Below are 14465 nucleotides of genomic sequence, written 5' to 3'. Positions count from 1 at the left end.
CTGACAACAACCTCAATGCAGGCTGCCAGGACTTTCGGCGTTCAATTGCGCCACCCAGGCAGCCTTGCACTCCTCCGCTTCATCGCGACTGGAGAACGCCGTACCCCGGCGCTCGCCATTGAGCAACACCACCCAGCAGACCCTGCGCCCCATGGATCGCAAATTGGCGGGTACTCCGCTGCCGATCATGACCGCGACATCAACTTTGCCTTGCATGCTGACCCCTCGAAATTCATTAGCAACCTAATTAGTATGTATGTTAATCAGTTTTCCGACGAGGAAACAGCAAAACCCTGCACAGGTTCATTGCAGGATTCGTAACAATCGTCCTGCAGCCCGGGCTTTCTAGCGCGGCTTTTCCGGTTTGTAGCCCAGGCGCAAACCACCCCAATGCCGGCCCTTGAGCATGATCGGCACCGAGAGATCATGCATCAACTCGCCGGTGTCGCGCGTATAGGTTTGCAGCAACACGGCCTTCTGATGGCTGCCACAGCGGATCCCGGTGCGGTCAGCGAACTTGCGCTTGGTCCGGTTCTGCAACGCATCGACCTGCGCATCTCCCGTCAGCGGCTGGCTGAACGCCTTGTTGTGGGTCGGCACATAACCCTGCTGGGTGCAGGCAATGGCGAACACCAATCCTTCGTGACGCGGTAACAACGGTTCTTGAATCGCTGGCAACACCTGATCGGTGTAACGGTCGAAACGCGTCTGGTACTTGGTCGGGCTGGTATTGGGGATGGCCTGGTAATTGCGGTCGAACAGATCGTCGAGACTGATTCGACCGGCATCGATGTCCGCCTCGAAACGCGCGGCAATCTGCCTCGCGGCTTCCCGGGCCAGGTCATAGATGCGCTGGTGATAGTCATCCAGCCCCACCTCGGCAAGACGCTCGCTGATGGTTTCGGCTTGCCCTTCCATTTGCACCGCCGCCTGGGCCAGGCGCTGAGTCTGCTGGTCGCTGACCGCCAGATCGCTGCGCATCTGTTCGATGGCGTGAAACAGGCTGTCGAGTTGTTCGCGGTTGGTGTCTGCTCCTTCGGCGATTGCTCCGACCTGGAACTCGACGCTGGCCGCCAGTCGGGCAATGTTTTCCAGGTGCTGCCCCGTGCGCTCTACCTGCTCGACGCCGGAGTCAAGGTCGCTGGACAGTTGCCGGATCTGCTCTACCACCTGCGCCGTGCGTTGCTGGATGTCGGCCACCATTTCGCCCACTTCCCCTGTGGCGGTCGCCGTGCGTGCGGCAAGCCCGCGAACTTCGTCGGCCACCACTGCAAAGCCGCGACCGTGCTCCCCCGCCCGCGCCGCTTCTATCGCTGCGTTCAACGCCAGCAGGTTGGTCTGGCTGGCGATGGACTGAATCACCAGGGTCACTCGCTGGATATCATCGCTGCGCAGGCTCAAGGCTTCGATCAGTTCACGGCTGTTGCTGGCGCGCTGGCTGAGCTGATGCATGCGCGCGATGGACTCGATCAATTCAGTACGCCCGACCACTCCGCTTTGATGAGCTTCGCTGGCGGCACTGAGCGCCTGGCGACTGAGCGTCGAGGTGGCCTGTTCGGTGGTGATCATGACTTCGGCATTGCTGACGATCTGTGCTGCCGCCGTGAGCTGCGATTGCAGTTTGTCCGCCAGTTGCCGAACCGAAAACGCCACACCGGCGGCCGACAGTGCGTTATGGCTGGTGGTGCAGGAAAGATCGCGAGTCAATTCGCCGATGGCATCGGGGTTGGCGGGGGCAGCCGCCTGCGGGGTCGCGCGCGAGCGCAGTCGAGGCAGCCAGATAATCAATACGGCCAGGGGCAGGCCAAGGTAAAGCGACCCGTCGCCCAGCGTCATGCCACTTAACAACAGCATCAGGGCGATGCTTTGCAGCGTTGGCGTCAGCCAGCGGTTGTTCGGCAACAGCACGGGTGCGGGCACTGCCGCAACCAGAGACCCGTCTCTCGTCATCATCGTCACCCCGGAAAGCTTCTAATTGTTGTCTTCGCATTAAACGCCACTATAAGGCCATTATCCATGAGCCTTTAGTCGCGAACGTTGCAGCAGATCAATAGAAGAACCGGGAAATCGAAGACGGCAGAAAACAAAGATCGCAGCCTGCGGCAGCGCCCTACTTCAATTGCGTAGGAGCTGCCGCAGGCTGCGATCTTTTCAAAGGCAGTCCATCTTGATGGACTGCCTCGCAGAATCAGGCCTGACGCTGGTGCTTGTCGATTTGCTCGTGACGTTCCTGAGCTTCGATGCAGTACTTGGTGGTCGGGCTGATCAGCAGGCGCTTGAGGCCAATCGCCTCGCCGCTGTCGTCGCACCAGCCGAAGCTGTCTTCCTTGATGCGCTCAAGGGCTTGTTCCAACTGAGGCAGCATGCGCTGGTCGCGATCGATCGCGTTCACCAGCCAGGTGCGCTCTTCTTCGACCGAAGCCGCGTCTGCCGGATCGGCCGGGGTGTCCAGGCTTTCGATGGCGATACGGTTCTGTTCGATGCGCTCATGGGTTTCGACTTTCATGTTCTGCAACAGCTCGGAGAAAAAAGCATGTTGCTCGGCATTCATGTAGTCATCCGCCGGCATGGCCAGCAACTTGTCCTTTGTCATTGATATCTCTATAAAAAAACGTGCATTAAGGCGAATAAGGGAGCGTTCCGGCAGACCTGGGCAGGCCATCGGAAAGGCGCCGTTTGTTCCAAGCGCCACCCGGCACTCAATTTACGAGGGGCGGCAGTCTACGGCCGACTTGAGGCCTCAGCAACTGAAAAGACTGCGAATTTGTCCGACAAAGCCCTGAAAATGCTCTAAGGCAGGCTTTGAGGCGGTAATCGGAGTGCGTTTATAGCAAGAAATTCAATCGAGCGGCTGTATATAGAAGACAAACGGCCGGCACCGGGCATTATTCACGGTCATTTGCAGGGTTGCGAACCTCAGCTAAGGTTGTCCCTCCCGAAATGGCCATATAAAGGAAAGGACCATGAAGCTGATCGGAATGCTGGACTCGCCCTATGTAAGACGCGCCGCCATTTCTGCCAAATGCCTGGGAATCACGCTGGAACATCGATCGGTCTCGGTGTTCCGCCACTTCGAACAATTCCAGCAGATCAACCCGGTGGTCAAGGCGCCCACCCTGGTGCTGGATGACGGTGAGGTGTTGATGGACTCGACGCTGATCATCGACTACCTGGAAACCTTGGCGGGCAACAGCCTGCTGCCCGTCGAGCCGAGTCAACGCCTGCGCGCGTTGCGTCTGATTGGCCTGGCACTGGCCGCCAGCGAAAAATCCGTGCAGCTTTACTACGAGCGCAACCTGCGGCCCGAGGAGATTCAATTCGAACCCTGGGTGCAGCGGGTCGAAGGACAGCTGAAGGCAGCCTATTCGGCGCTGGAGCGGGAGCTGGAAAAGCAGCCGCTGAAGACTGACGGCTCAATTGAGCAGGATGGCATTACCCTCGCCGTAGCCTGGAGTTTTACCAATCTGGTAGTACCGGACCAGGTGAGTGCGGCGCAGTTTCCGCGGATCGCGGCATTCACGGCGTATGCCGAAGGGCTTGAGGTGTTTGTCAGTACGCCGATTGACTGACAGATTCGTTTTGCCTGATCTGCCGCTATCGCGAGCTAGATGAAAGTTAATTTATTAAGTCGCGGGCAATTCTTGGCAAAATGCTCGCAACTTCGTAATGAACTGCTTATCAGGCCAGCCCTATGACCCGCATCTTGACCATCGAAGACGACGCCGTGACCGCCCGGGAAATTGTCGCCGAACTGAGTAGCCACGGCCTCGACGTCGACTGGGTCGACAATGGCCGCGAAGGGCTGGAGCGTGCGGTCAGCGGCAATTATGACCTGATCACCCTCGACCGCATGCTGCCCGAGCTCGATGGCCTGGCGATCGTCACCACCCTGCGAAGCATGGGCGTGGCCACGCCGATCCTGATGATCAGCGCCCTGTCCGACGTCGATGAGCGAGTGCGCGGCCTGCGCGCCGGTGGCGACGACTACCTGACCAAACCCTTCGCCACCGATGAAATGGCTGCCCGGGTCGAAGTCCTGCTGCGCCGGCAGAACAGCGTGATCGACCAGGCCACCACGCTGCGGGTGGCGGATCTGGAGCTGAACCTGATCAGCCACGAAGCCAGCCGCGACGGTCAACTGCTGACGCTATTGCCCACCGAATACAAACTGCTGGAATTCCTGATGCGCAATACCGGGCAAATCCTCTCACGGATGATGATTTTCGAAGAGGTCTGGGGTTACCACTTCGACCCCGGCACCAACCTGATCGACGTACACATCGGCCGTCTGCGCAAGAAGATCGACCCGCCTGGCAATGCCCCACTGATTCGGACCGTGCGAGGCTCGGGTTATGTCATTGCCGAACCCGTCTAAAGGCTGGCGCTCTTCCAGCAGCCGTCTGCTGGCGCTCTACAGTTCGCTGTTCGTGATCTGGAGCGGGATCCTCATGGGGGTCATGTACTACGAGGTTTCCGCTTACCTGGACAACCTGGCCAAGCATTCGCTGATGCAACGCCAGCACCTGTTTTCGCGCTTCTTTGGCGAGCAACTGGTGGACGCCCTCGCCGTCAGCATGACCTTCGACATCCGCGGCATCGACGCCTACGGCCTGTTCGATGCCCAACACCGTTACCTCAGCGGCGCCCTGCGCTACATTCCGGACGGCTTGCCGCTCGATGGCAAGATCCACATGCTGCGCGATTGCGATGCCTCCGACGACAGCGACGAGCAGACGCTGCCCGCCGACAGTTGCGACGCCGTGGCGACCCGCACCCTCGACGGCCGCTGGCTGGTGCTGGTGCGCGACAACGGTTCGTTGTTCGCCGTGACCCGGATCATCCTTCACGCCTTGTTCTGGGGTGTGACCCTGACCATTGTGCCGGGCATCGTTGGCTGGACTTTGCTGCGGCGCCGGCCGTTGCGGCGCATTCGCGGGATTCAGGCCAGTGCCGAAGCCATCGTCGCCGGCGACCTGAGCCGGCGCTTGCCACTGTCCAATCGGCGTGACGAACTGGACATGCTCGCCGCCATCGTCAACGCCATGCTCGAACGCATCGAGCGTTTGATGAACGAGGTCAAGGGCGTGTGCGATAACATCGCCCATGACCTGCGCACCCCCCTGACCCGTCTGCGCGCGCAGCTTTACCGCATGCAGCAGCAAGCCGGCGAAGGCTCGGCGCAGGCCATGCAACTGGACCTGGTGCTGGCCGAAGCCGACACACTGATGGCGCGTTTTCGTGGCTTGCTGCGGATCTCCGAGCTGGAGGACCGCCAGCGTCGCTCCGGTTTCGTGCAAGTGGACCCGGTGGCGTTGTTGCAAGAGCTGCATGAGTTCTACCTGCCCCTGGCGGAAGACGACGACCTGATGTTCCAACTGCATCTGCCCGCGTCATTGCCGCCCCTCAATGGCGACCGTGCGCTGATGTTCGAAGCGGTGGCGAACCTGCTCAGCAACTCGATCAAATTCACCCCGCCCGGCGGCGCGGTGATCTTGCGCGGGGTCAATGATGGCGGGCACACGCGGATCGAAGTGCTTGACTCCGGCCCGGGCATTCCCGAGGCGGAACGTGAAGCGGTGTTCCAGCGTTTCTATCGCGCCGAGGCGGGCAATCATAAAAGCGGCTTCGGGCTGGGGCTGTCCATCGTCGCGGCGATTGTCAGCCTGCACGGTTTTACCCTGGAGGTGGGCAGCAGCGAACTGGGTGGCGCGCGGCTGGTGCTTGATTGTCGGGAGAGTTTGATCCCTCAAGCCTAGTATTCATCTGAAGAACAAAGCAGATCCCCTGTGGGAGCGGCGGTGCGGCGATCCCACAGGGGGTTGGTGGTGTTTTCCGCTGGGTGAATCAGGCCGGGTAATTGGCCCGTAGCGCTTCAAGCCCGCCCTGATAGATGCCGGTAAACAACGCCTCCACTTCCTCGTTGCTCACACCCACCGGTTCGAACCTTCCGGACCAGGTCACCCGCGCGCCCTCGCCTTGCGCTTGAACCTTGATCGTCGCCAGATAATCAGTCGCCGGAAACGGTGCCTGCAAAATCGAGTAGCTGTAGGTTTGGCTCGCGTTGTCGAAGGCTTGCAGGCGTTCGATCACCACGGCGCCGTCCGCCGTTTGCAGGCTGCGCACGCGCCCGCCTTCGCTCAGTTCGCTCTTGGGAATGAACGGCAGCCAGTCCGGCAGCGAGTTGAAACCGCCAATCAATTGCCAGACCTGATCGGCCGAAGCCGGGATGTCGATGAAGGCTGATGCAGTTGCCATGAAATACTCTCTCCAATCAATAAGGTTCAGATGGCCAGGCTGTCGACGACACCGCCGTCGACCCGCAGAGCCGCGCCGGTGGTGGCCGAGGATAACGGCGAAGCGATGTAGGCCACCAGATTGGCGACCTCCTCGACATCCGCCACGCGCTGGATGATCGACGTCGGCCGGGCCTTACGCACGAACGCATCGGCTTCGTCCCGGGCGCTGCGTCCGGATTCGGCCGTGGCGTCCTTGAGCATGTCTTCCAGGCCATCGGTAAAGGTCGGGCCGGGCAGGATCGCATTGACCGTCACGCCGGTGCCGGCCAGGCGTTTGGCCAGGCCATGGGACACGGCCAGGTTGGCGCTTTTGGTCACGCCATAGTTGATCATGTCCGCCGGGGTCGCCACGCCGGATTCCGAAGACAGGAAGATCACCCGCCCCCAACCCTGCTTGACCATGTCCGGCGTGTAATGCCGGGACAGGCGCACGCCGGAGATCACGTTGACCTCGTAGAAGCGCGTCCACTCACTGTCCGGGGCGTCGAAGAAATCCACCGTGTTGAAGATCCCGAGGTTGTTCACCAGGATGTCCGCCCGAGGTTCGGCGGCGAACAATATTTCGGCACCTTCGGCGGTGCCGAGGTCGGCGGTCACCCCACGCAATTGCGCAGCAGGAACACGCTGGCGAATGCTCGCCATTGCCTGCTCGACCTTGGCCGTGTCGCGGCCGATCACCACCACCGTGGCGCCCGCCTCGGCCAGTGCCTTGCTGATGCCCAGGCCGATGCCGGCTGTGCTGCCGCTGACAATTGCGAGTTTTCCGCTCAAATCGATTTTCATGCTCAAGCTCCAATGAGGGGCAAGGGTGCGCGCTCTGATACCAGCTTCGCCTCACGCATCGCCTGCCAGAATGCAGCGGGAATCACTGCCGACAACGCAGCCACATCTTCGGCAATCCGCTGCGGGCGGCTGGAACCGGGAATCACCGCGGCCACTGCCGGGTTGGCCAACGAGAACTGCAACGCCGCCGCTTTGATGTCGACACTATGGGCCGCCGCAATGCGTTTGATCTGCTCGACCTTGTTGATGATCGCCGGGCTGGCCTTCTGGTATTCGAAGTGCGCACCACCGGCGAGGATGCCCGAGCTGTACGGGCCACCGACCACGATCTCGACGTTCTGCGCCAGGGCAGCGTCCATCAGACGCTGCAAGGCACGATCATGGTCGAGAAGAGTGTAGCGGCCGGCCAACAGAAAACCGTCCGGCTGCGCTTCGCTCAGATCAAGGGTCAGCTCGCACGGCTCGACCTTGTTCACCCCCAGGCCCCAGCCCTTGATCACGCCCTCTTCGCGCAAACGCGTCAGCACTTTGAAGGCACCGGCACGGGCCTGGTTGAAGTACTCCAGCCATTGATCGCCGTAGAAATCCTGGGCGATATCGTGCACCCAGACGATGTCCAGGCGATCGGTTTGCAGGCGCTTGAGACTGTCTTCAATCGAACGCATCGTTGCATCGGCGCTGTAGTCGTTGACGATCCTGTTCGGCCGGCCATGCTCGAACACTCCGCTCTTCTCGCCCAGGTCACGGGCGGCGGCGTCTTCGATTTCATCGAGGATCACCCGGCCGACCTTGCTGCTGAGCACAAAGTCGTCACGGTTGTAGCGAGACAGTGCGGCGCCAAGGCGAATCTCCGACAGACCCGATCCGTAGAACGGCGCGGTATCGAAGTAGCGCACGCCGGCATCCCAGGCGGCATGGACAGTCGCTTGCGCTTCTTCTTCCGGGATGGCGCGGAACATGTTGCCCAACGGCGCGGTACCGAAACCCAACGCGCCGGGCAGTTTGTCTTTCAAGCTCATGGATGATTCCTCGTCAGTAGTCAGGGGTCAGCGATGACCGTTGAGCAGATGCTAGATTGCGAGGATCGGACCGTCCAAGACATAATATGCAGCACTTGAGTCCCTACAGGTCTTACATGATCGACATCCGCCAATTGCGCTACTTCGTCGCTGTCGCCGAGGAAGAACACGTCGGGCGCGCCGCCGAACGCCTGCACATTTCCCAGTCCCCCCTGAGCCGGCAGATCGCCCAGCTCGAAGAGCGCCTGGGCCTGACCCTGTTCGAGCGCAGCCAGCAACGCATCCGCCTGACCCGCGACGGCCAGACCTTCCTCGCCGAAACCCGCGCCCTGCTGACCCACGCCAATCGCCTGGAATCCCTCGGCAAGCGTCTGGGGCGTGGCGAAGAAGGCGGCCTGTGCATTGGCTACATCGAAAATGCCATGCACGCTGGTGTGCTGCCCAATGCCTTGCGCGTACTGCGAGGCGACCGGCCGAACGTACATGTGGCGCTGTACAACCTCAGCTCGGCCGAACAACTCGAAGGCTTGCGCCAGCGAAGCCTGGACATTGCCCTGGTCAGCGAACCACCGACCGACGACGACCCGGACCTGCTGGGTTTTCAGGTGCTGGACGACCCGATGCTGCTGGCCCTGCCCGAGCACCATCGGCTGGCGCAGCAGACTGTGCTGACCCCGGCGGACCTCGCCGACCAGGAATGGATCGGCGTGCAACACCGACAGAACGCCAGCTGCCACGACGACTTCGTCAGCGCCTGCATACGGGCCGGCTTCAGCCCGGACATCCGCATGCAAGCCACCGAGCCTTTCACCGCGCTTGGGTTGGTGGCGTCGGGGCTGGGCATCGCGATGATCCAGAAAGGCCTGAGCCGCAACGCCCCGCCGGGTGTGGTGCTGCGGGAAGTGCCGTGGATTTCCTTCACCACGCCATTGTGGGCGGCGTGGCACCGGATCAATTTGCGGCCTTTGGTGGAGACATTCAGGAAGGTGCTGACGGAGCCAGACTCCGCCACCTGAAACGGCTCCCACAGTTGATGGGTGTCGTTCGCAGCATTTGTGCCCGCTGAAAATCCGGAGTGGGAGCGGGCTTGCTCGCGAAAGCGGTGTGTCAGGCACCATCGATGTCGACTGACACTCCCTCTTCGCGAGCAAGCCCGCTCCCACAGTTGATGGGGGGCGTACGCAGCATTTGTGCCCGCTGAAAATCCAGTGTGGGAGTGAGCCTGCTCGCGATGGCGGCGGCACATTCAACATTTATGTAGCTGACACACCGCTATCGCGAGCAGGCTCGCTCCTACAGGGTTTGGTGCTTTACTGAAAAGACCCCAATCCCCAGCGAGCCTCCACCATGAACCGCAACGACCTGCGCCGCGTGGACATGAACCTGCTGGTGATTTTCGAAACCCTGATGTTCGAGAAGAACCTGACCCGGGCCGGGGAAAAGCTGTTCCTCGGCCAGCCCGCTGTCAGCGCGTCGCTGGCAAAGTTGCGCGATCTGTTCGACGACCCGTTGCTGGTGCGCAACGGACGAACCCTGGAGCCGACCCTGCGGGCATTGCAGATTCTCAAGGAATTGCAGCCGGCGATGGACACCATTTCCGGGGCCGTCAGCCGAGCCAAGGATTTCGATCCCTCCACCAGCCGCGAGGTGTTTCGTATCGGTCTGTCCGACGACGCCGAGTTCGGGCTGTTTCCGCCGCTGCTCAAGCAGATTCGTGAAGAAGCGCAGAACGTTGTGGTGGTGGTGCGCCGGGTGAATTTCCTGCTGATGTCGTCGATGCTGGCGAGCGGCGAGATTTCCGTCGGCATCAGCTACACCACGGAATTACCGGCCAATGCCAAGCGCAAGAAGTTGCGCGATTTGAGCGTGAAGATCCTGCGCGGCGACGATCGTCCGGGCCCGTTGACCCTGGACGAGTTCTGCGAACGCCCTCACGCGCTGGTGTCGTTTTCCGGGGATCTGAGCGGCGCCATCGACAATGATCTGGCCCGGATCGGCCGCTCGCGCCGGGTGGTGCTGGCGGTGCCACAGTTCGCGGGGTTGCGGGCCTTGCTGGCGGGTACTGACATGCTCGCCACCGTGCCGGATTACGCGGCCAGTGCGTTGATCGAAGGCAGCAGCCAGCTACGGGCAGACGATGCACCGTTTGATATCAACCTGTCCGAACTGTCGATGGTCTGGAACGGGGTCAACGATAACGATCCGGCAGAACGCTGGTTGCGCTCGAAAATTGTACAGCACATGGCGGCGCCACTATCGGGGCATTGAGCGACTGCAGGACCACCGGCTCGGACTCGCGCAAATACACCGGCATGTCGGTCACCGGTGGCATGGCCGGAATCTCGAAGTACATCTGCACCACCCAGCCACGGTGATAGCTGGCGTGGTTGACCACGTGCATCAGCATCGCGCCGGCGCTCATGGTGCCGCTTTCGCCTGAGACAAAGGTGAATTCCAGGAGCTTGTCCAGGGAGGCATCGGTTTGCCGGGCGCTCCAGTCGCAGTACCAGCGATCGATGGCTTTTTGCGCCATGCGCAGTTCGGACAGGTCGGCATGCAGCAGGTCGTGTGAAGTCTTGAAACCATGCCCCCGGCCTTCGAGGTGCGCCTGCCAGATGCAATCCACCACGTACACGTGATTGAGGGTGCCGATCATGTTTTTGAACACCGACACCCGTTCTTTTTTGACTTCGCCCGGAGGGAGCGCCGCGAGGCTGTCAAAGAGGCGCTGATTGGCCCAGCGTTTGTAATCGGCCAGCAGGCAGGCAGTGCGTACGGTGATCATCAGAGTTCTCCGATGGCAGTAAGCGCACCCCCTAGCATAGACCCGATGCCCGCAATGCAGCGCGAGCACTGATCATCGGTCATTCAGGCGTTTCACCACGCGCTCGGCGAGCGCCAGGCAACCGGTCAGCACCGGTGATTCGATGCCGAACAGGTTCACCAGCCCCGCCACGCCATGTATGGACTGATCGGCGTTGTCGGCAATAAAGCGAAAACGCTCCACGGAACTCTTGGTGATCGCCGCGCATCCTAAACTATGTGGTACTTACCTTATGCTTCATGCTGTCGGAGGACACCGTCATGCGCCGGATGTTTATCATTTCTTCCCTGGTACTTTGTTTACCTTTCGGCTCGGCTCTGGCCGATGTGGATGCGGGTGACGTCGCCACTTCCGCCGGGGTTTCCGCCTCGCTGTACTCGACGTTCAAAGACGACAAACTCATGATTCCCGCCCGGGATGACGCCTCCAGCTTCGTTGCCAGTGACGGTGCGATTCGTGGTGCTTATCTGGAGGCGGTATTGAAAAAAGTCCGTCAGGACAATCCCGCCCTCAACAACGCAAGCGACGAGGACCTGGCCCGCGCCATTCTCGTCCAGGAAGGTGTTGCCACCGATCACTGAAGATCGTCATCGCCAGCGGTGGGGCTTGTGACACCGGGATAGCGTTTCCAGCCCTACCTGGCGTGCGCGCCAGTGGACAAGCGTGCCCACCCGGCCACGAGCTGCGCGTTGATACTCACCCCGCCGCATACCACGATCACCACGTCATGGGCGTCGGCAATCGCCGGGTGATCCAGGTAGGCAAGCGCCAATGAAACGCCGCACGCCGGCTCGACCAACTGCCGCAAATCATTGGCGTAACGCACCACGCCCATGATCGCCTCATCGTCACTGAGCACCACGCACTCGTGGGGGAAATCGCCGATGTGCCTGACCGGCCAGGCGGCTACTTGTGCGGCGCCCAGGGACGTGGCGACGGTGTCGATTTTCGCCAGTTTGACCGGATACCCGGCCGCCACCGCCGCGGCGAACGACGCCGCGCCTTCGGTTTCGCAGGCAATGATGCGGCAATCGGTGCGCCGATGACGGGTCAGCCCGGTGAGCAGCCCCGCCAGCAAACCACCGCCGCCAACCGAGGTCACCAGTGCATCGACTTGCGGGCAGTCTTCAAGGATTTCATCGACCATGGTGCTGTGCCCTTCCCACAACAGCGGGTGGTCGAAGGCCGGCACGAATTCGCTGTGTGGGTCCTGGGCGAGTTCCATTGCCCGTTGATTGGCTTCGTCCCAGACCTTGCCGTGCACGATCACTTCGGCGCCGGTCTTGCTGATCCGCGCCCGGGTGCTTTGCGGGGTCGTATGCGGCACCACGATGCATGCCTTGAGCCCCAGGCGGGCAGCGGCCATGGCCGTGGCCAGCCCCGCGTTCCCGGCGGAGGGACAGACCACTTCGCGCTTGCCCTGCTCCGCCGCCCGGCTGCACAGCAACCCCATGCCACGTAACTTGAACGAGCCGCTGGGTTGCAGGTTTTCCAGTTTCAGCCAGATACGGCGGGTCGCAGTCGACAGGCCAGGGTGCAGGATCAAAGGCGTTCGGATGTGAAGCATACGGGCTCCTGTTACACGCCACCGGCTCGCCGAGTACTGCCGCGAGCCGGTGGTGAACGGTCCTCTCTCCCAAGCTTAGTTCACCCGGCCTCGGGGCGACCGTCTCAGCGATAACGCGGCGCCGCCACGCAATTGCCAAACAACCCGGACAGCGTCCGGCGCTGGGCTTCGTAGCGGTCCCACTGGCTGCCATCGTGCAGCCCCGGAATGGTCACCACTTCGCCGGCCGCCAGGCCAGCGAGCGCGGCATCGACCATGTCTTCGGCGGACATCACGATTTCCTGCGGCAGGTTTTCCACCGGGTTGCCGGCCTCGCTCCAGAAATCGGTGGCGGTCGCCCCCGGCAACACCGCCTGGATGCGTATGCCCTTGTCCGCCAGTTCATGCTGCATCGACTGGCTCAGGCTCAAGACGAACGCCTTGGTCCCGCCGTACACGCCGTTGAGGATTTCCGGGGCGATGGCGACGATGGAGGCGATATTGATCACGGTGCCGGTGCCCCGGGCGACAAAGCCCGGTACAGCGGCATAGGCCAGGCGCATCAACGCCGTCACGTTGAGGTTGATCATCGCGTCCATGTCGTCCACGGGACTTGCCAGCAGCGGCATGACGGCACCGACCCCGGCGTTGTTGACCAACAGGGTGATGCTGGCGTCACTGCGCAGGATCTGTTCGACCCGCAGCGAGTCCGCCTTGTTCGTCAGGTCGGCGGCCACCACCTCCACGGTGCGCCCGGTTTCGTCGCTCAAATGACTGGCCAGGGCATTGAGCTTGCCCTGGCTGCGGGCCACCAGAATCAGGTCGTAACCCTGCCGGGCCAGGCGGTCGGCATACACCGCGCCAATGCCCGAAGAAGCGCCGGTGATCAGTGCAGTGCCTTTGGATGAAAGCGCCATGGTGCAATTCCTCTACGGTGAGGCGAGAGATTCGCCGGGTGCTGACCGTTATAAAGGGACTTTCGAATGTCTCAAATGACGTTTAAAGTACGTTTTTCGGACATAACCGTTTGAGGACAGGTCGATGATCAGCGTGGCGTTCGTGGTTTTCGAGGGTTTCCAGTCCATGGCACTGGCCGCCATGCCGGTGTTCGAGTACGCCAATTTCAGTGCCGCCGAGACGCTGTATGACGTGCGCGTGCTGTCCGAAAACGGTCACAACCTGCGCGCCTCCGGCGGCTTGAGCGTCGGCACCGAGGCATTCGACGGGCGCGTGTTCGACACTGTGATCGTGGTCGGTGGCGACTCCATCGTCGAACAGGCGCCCAAGGCCGTGCTGGATTACCTGCAGGCCAGCATCAACACTGCACGCCGTACGGCGTCGATCTGCTCCGGGGCGTTCGTCATGGCCCAGGCCGGCTTGCTCGACGGACGGCGGGCCACCACCCACTGGGCCTACGCCCGGGAACTGCAGGCGCGGTTTCCGGCGATCACGGTCGAGGCCGATCGCATCTACGTGATCGACGGTTCGATCTGGACCTCCGCCGGCATGACGGCGGGTATCGACCTGGCACTGGCCATGGTGGAAAAGGACCACGGCGCCGAGCTGGCCCGGGCCGTGGCGCAAAAACTGGTGATGTACCACCGCCGCGCCGGCGGCCAGTCGCAGCACTCGGCGCTGCTGGAGCTGGAGCCGAAATCCGATCGTATTCAAACCGTGCTCGGCTACGCCCGGGAACACCTGGCCCAGCCCCTTTCGGTAGAGCAACTGGCACAAGTGGCCAACCTCAGCCCCCGGCAATTCAGCCGGGCATTTCGCGCCGAAACCGGGCAATCGCCGGCCAAGGCCATCGAAAGCCTGCGCCTGGAAGCGGCGCGCCAGATGCTCGAACGCGGACGCCTGACCCTTGACCAGATCGCCCTGGAAACCGGGTTCACTGACTGCCGACGCATGCGCGAAACGTTCCTGCGGGTGTTCGGGCAACCGCCACAGGTGATTCGGCGCAATGCGCGAGCACAGGTGCCTTGATCGCTCCCCCG

16 protein-coding genes and 1 pseudogene are annotated in these 14465 nt (G+C 61.8%); 7 read left to right on the top strand and 10 right to left on the bottom strand.

All coding sequences use genetic code 11. The features are described 5' to 3' along the window. Positions 1–12: 12 nt before the first annotated feature. From AC3IT6_RS10920 to AC3IT6_RS10910, 3 genes are all read right to left on the bottom strand, one after another. Positions 13–216 carry a hypothetical protein gene (locus AC3IT6_RS10920; RefSeq protein ID WP_489355405.1) on the bottom strand — a complete coding sequence of 68 codons (204 nt, stop codon included), beginning with the start codon at positions 214–216 and terminating at the stop codon, positions 13–15. Positions 217–345: 129 nt separating this feature from the next. Continuing rightward, positions 346–1569, bottom strand: a complete 1224-nt coding sequence (locus AC3IT6_RS10915) for a methyl-accepting chemotaxis protein (protein WP_489356523.1) — start codon at positions 1567–1569, stop codon at positions 346–348. A gap of 619 nt (positions 1570–2188) precedes the next feature. Next, positions 2189–2593 (bottom strand): TraR/DksA family transcriptional regulator, encoded by a 405-nt coding sequence (locus AC3IT6_RS10910; RefSeq protein WP_007907888.1) that lies wholly within the window; start codon positions 2591–2593, stop codon positions 2189–2191. A gap of 370 nt (positions 2594–2963) precedes the next feature. Here AC3IT6_RS10910 and AC3IT6_RS10905 point away from each other — a divergent pair, with 370 nt between their 5' ends. From AC3IT6_RS10905 to AC3IT6_RS10895, 3 genes are all read left to right on the top strand, one after another. Then, complete coding sequence (locus AC3IT6_RS10905) at positions 2964–3569, top strand: glutathione S-transferase (protein ID WP_489355403.1); 606 nt, start codon at positions 2964–2966, stop codon at positions 3567–3569. 122 nt (positions 3570–3691) lie between these two features. Further along, complete coding sequence (locus AC3IT6_RS10900) at positions 3692–4375, top strand: response regulator transcription factor (protein ID WP_489355400.1); 684 nt, start codon at positions 3692–3694, stop codon at positions 4373–4375. Further along, positions 4353–5756, top strand: coding sequence for a sensor histidine kinase (locus AC3IT6_RS10895; protein WP_489355398.1), 1404 nt, complete (start codon positions 4353–4355; stop codon positions 5754–5756). The genes AC3IT6_RS10900 and AC3IT6_RS10895 overlap by 23 nt, the downstream gene beginning before the upstream one ends. Positions 5757–5844: 88 nt before the next feature. Here the strand turns inward: AC3IT6_RS10895 and AC3IT6_RS10890 are convergent, their stop codons facing one another. From AC3IT6_RS10890 to AC3IT6_RS10880, 3 genes are read right to left on the bottom strand one after another with little or no spacing between them, the layout of a single operon-like run. Next, complete coding sequence (locus AC3IT6_RS10890) at positions 5845–6255, bottom strand: SRPBCC family protein (RefSeq protein WP_353741146.1); 411 nt, start codon at positions 6253–6255, stop codon at positions 5845–5847. Between the two features lie 26 nt (positions 6256–6281). Continuing rightward, entirely contained in the window at positions 6282–7079 is a 798-nt protein-coding gene (locus AC3IT6_RS10885) for an SDR family NAD(P)-dependent oxidoreductase (protein WP_223444439.1), read from the bottom strand. 2 nt (positions 7080–7081) lie between these two features. Further along, on the bottom strand, positions 7082–8098 hold the full coding sequence (locus AC3IT6_RS10880) for an aldo/keto reductase (RefSeq protein WP_489355396.1): 1017 nt from the start codon (positions 8096–8098) through the stop codon (positions 7082–7084). Positions 8099–8214: 116 nt separating this feature from the next. Between AC3IT6_RS10880 and AC3IT6_RS10875 the strand changes: the two genes are divergently transcribed. Together AC3IT6_RS10875 and AC3IT6_RS10870 are read left to right on the top strand one after the other, a co-directional pair. Next, positions 8215–9114, top strand: a complete 900-nt coding sequence (locus AC3IT6_RS10875; RefSeq protein ID WP_489355394.1) for a LysR substrate-binding domain-containing protein — start codon at positions 8215–8217, stop codon at positions 9112–9114. A gap of 331 nt (positions 9115–9445) precedes the next feature. Next, positions 9446–10366, top strand: coding sequence for a LysR substrate-binding domain-containing protein (locus tag AC3IT6_RS10870; protein WP_150756554.1), 921 nt, complete (start codon positions 9446–9448; stop codon positions 10364–10366). Here AC3IT6_RS10870 and AC3IT6_RS10865 read toward each other — a convergent pair. Both AC3IT6_RS10865 and AC3IT6_RS10860 read right to left on the bottom strand, forming a co-directional pair. Then, complete coding sequence (locus tag AC3IT6_RS10865; RefSeq protein ID WP_150756555.1) at positions 10287–10883, bottom strand: DinB family protein; 597 nt, start codon at positions 10881–10883, stop codon at positions 10287–10289. The two genes, AC3IT6_RS10870 and AC3IT6_RS10865, sit on opposite strands and share 80 nt — an antisense overlap. 72 nt (positions 10884–10955) lie before the next feature. Beyond that, a pseudogene (locus AC3IT6_RS10860) lies at positions 10956–11063 on the bottom strand (hypothetical protein); the annotation flags it as partial. A 119-nt stretch (positions 11064–11182) separates the two neighbouring features. Here AC3IT6_RS10860 and AC3IT6_RS10855 point away from each other — a divergent pair. Next, complete coding sequence (locus AC3IT6_RS10855; RefSeq protein ID WP_150756556.1) at positions 11183–11503, top strand: DUF2388 domain-containing protein; 321 nt, start codon at positions 11183–11185, stop codon at positions 11501–11503. A 53-nt stretch (positions 11504–11556) separates the two neighbouring features. Here AC3IT6_RS10855 and AC3IT6_RS10850 read toward each other — a convergent pair whose 3' ends face one another. Together AC3IT6_RS10850 and AC3IT6_RS10845 are read right to left on the bottom strand one after the other, a co-directional pair. Next, positions 11557–12489 carry a pyridoxal-phosphate dependent enzyme gene (locus AC3IT6_RS10850; RefSeq protein WP_489355391.1) on the bottom strand — a complete coding sequence of 311 codons (933 nt, stop codon included), beginning with the start codon at positions 12487–12489 and terminating at the stop codon, positions 11557–11559. A 104-nt stretch (positions 12490–12593) separates the two neighbouring features. Beyond that, positions 12594–13385 (bottom strand): SDR family NAD(P)-dependent oxidoreductase, encoded by a 792-nt coding sequence (locus AC3IT6_RS10845; RefSeq protein WP_489355389.1) that lies wholly within the window; start codon positions 13383–13385, stop codon positions 12594–12596. A gap of 124 nt (positions 13386–13509) precedes the next feature. On the opposite strand from AC3IT6_RS10845, the gene AC3IT6_RS10840 reads away from it, so the two are divergent. Further along, positions 13510–14454, top strand: a complete 945-nt coding sequence (locus AC3IT6_RS10840) for a GlxA family transcriptional regulator (protein ID WP_489355387.1) — start codon at positions 13510–13512, stop codon at positions 14452–14454. The last annotated feature ends 11 nt before the right edge of the window (positions 14455–14465 follow it).

It is taken from the genome of Pseudomonas sp. KH_017 (genome assembly GCF_057840285.1).
The sequence above is the reverse complement of the archived record's forward strand: the minus strand, read 5'-3'. Positions and strand labels throughout refer to the sequence as shown.

Bases quoted from the DNA above. Each gene is read 5' to 3' on its own strand.
- AC3IT6_RS10920 (WP_489355405.1), bottom strand. From the start codon at position 216: ATGCAAGGCAAAGTTGATGTCGCGGTCATGATCGGCAGCGGAGTACCC.
- AC3IT6_RS10915 (WP_489356523.1), bottom strand. From the start codon at position 1,569: ATGATCACCACCGAACAGGCCACCTCGACGCTCAGTCGCCAGGCGCTC.
- AC3IT6_RS10910 (WP_007907888.1), bottom strand. From the start codon at position 2,593: ATGACAAAGGACAAGTTGCTGGCCATGCCGGCGGATGACTACATGAAT.
- AC3IT6_RS10905 (WP_489355403.1), top strand. From the start codon at position 2,964: ATGAAGCTGATCGGAATGCTGGACTCGCCCTATGTAAGACGCGCCGCC.
- AC3IT6_RS10900 (WP_489355400.1), top strand. From the start codon at position 3,692: ATGACCCGCATCTTGACCATCGAAGACGACGCCGTGACCGCCCGGGAA.
- AC3IT6_RS10895 (WP_489355398.1), top strand. From the start codon at position 4,353: ATGTCATTGCCGAACCCGTCTAAAGGCTGGCGCTCTTCCAGCAGCCGT.
- AC3IT6_RS10890 (WP_353741146.1), bottom strand. From the start codon at position 6,255: ATGGCAACTGCATCAGCCTTCATCGACATCCCGGCTTCGGCCGATCAG.
- AC3IT6_RS10885 (WP_223444439.1), bottom strand. From the start codon at position 7,079: ATGAAAATCGATTTGAGCGGAAAACTCGCAATTGTCAGCGGCAGCACA.
- AC3IT6_RS10880 (WP_489355396.1), bottom strand. From the start codon at position 8,098: ATGAGCTTGAAAGACAAACTGCCCGGCGCGTTGGGTTTCGGTACCGCG.
- AC3IT6_RS10875 (WP_489355394.1), top strand. From the start codon at position 8,215: ATGATCGACATCCGCCAATTGCGCTACTTCGTCGCTGTCGCCGAGGAA.
- AC3IT6_RS10870 (WP_150756554.1), top strand. From the start codon at position 9,446: ATGAACCGCAACGACCTGCGCCGCGTGGACATGAACCTGCTGGTGATT.
- AC3IT6_RS10865 (WP_150756555.1), bottom strand. From the start codon at position 10,883: ATGATCACCGTACGCACTGCCTGCCTGCTGGCCGATTACAAACGCTGG.
- AC3IT6_RS10855 (WP_150756556.1), top strand. From the start codon at position 11,183: ATGCGCCGGATGTTTATCATTTCTTCCCTGGTACTTTGTTTACCTTTC.
- AC3IT6_RS10850 (WP_489355391.1), bottom strand. From the start codon at position 12,489: ATGCTTCACATCCGAACGCCTTTGATCCTGCACCCTGGCCTGTCGACT.
- AC3IT6_RS10845 (WP_489355389.1), bottom strand. From the start codon at position 13,385: ATGGCGCTTTCATCCAAAGGCACTGCACTGATCACCGGCGCTTCTTCG.
- AC3IT6_RS10840 (WP_489355387.1), top strand. From the start codon at position 13,510: ATGATCAGCGTGGCGTTCGTGGTTTTCGAGGGTTTCCAGTCCATGGCA.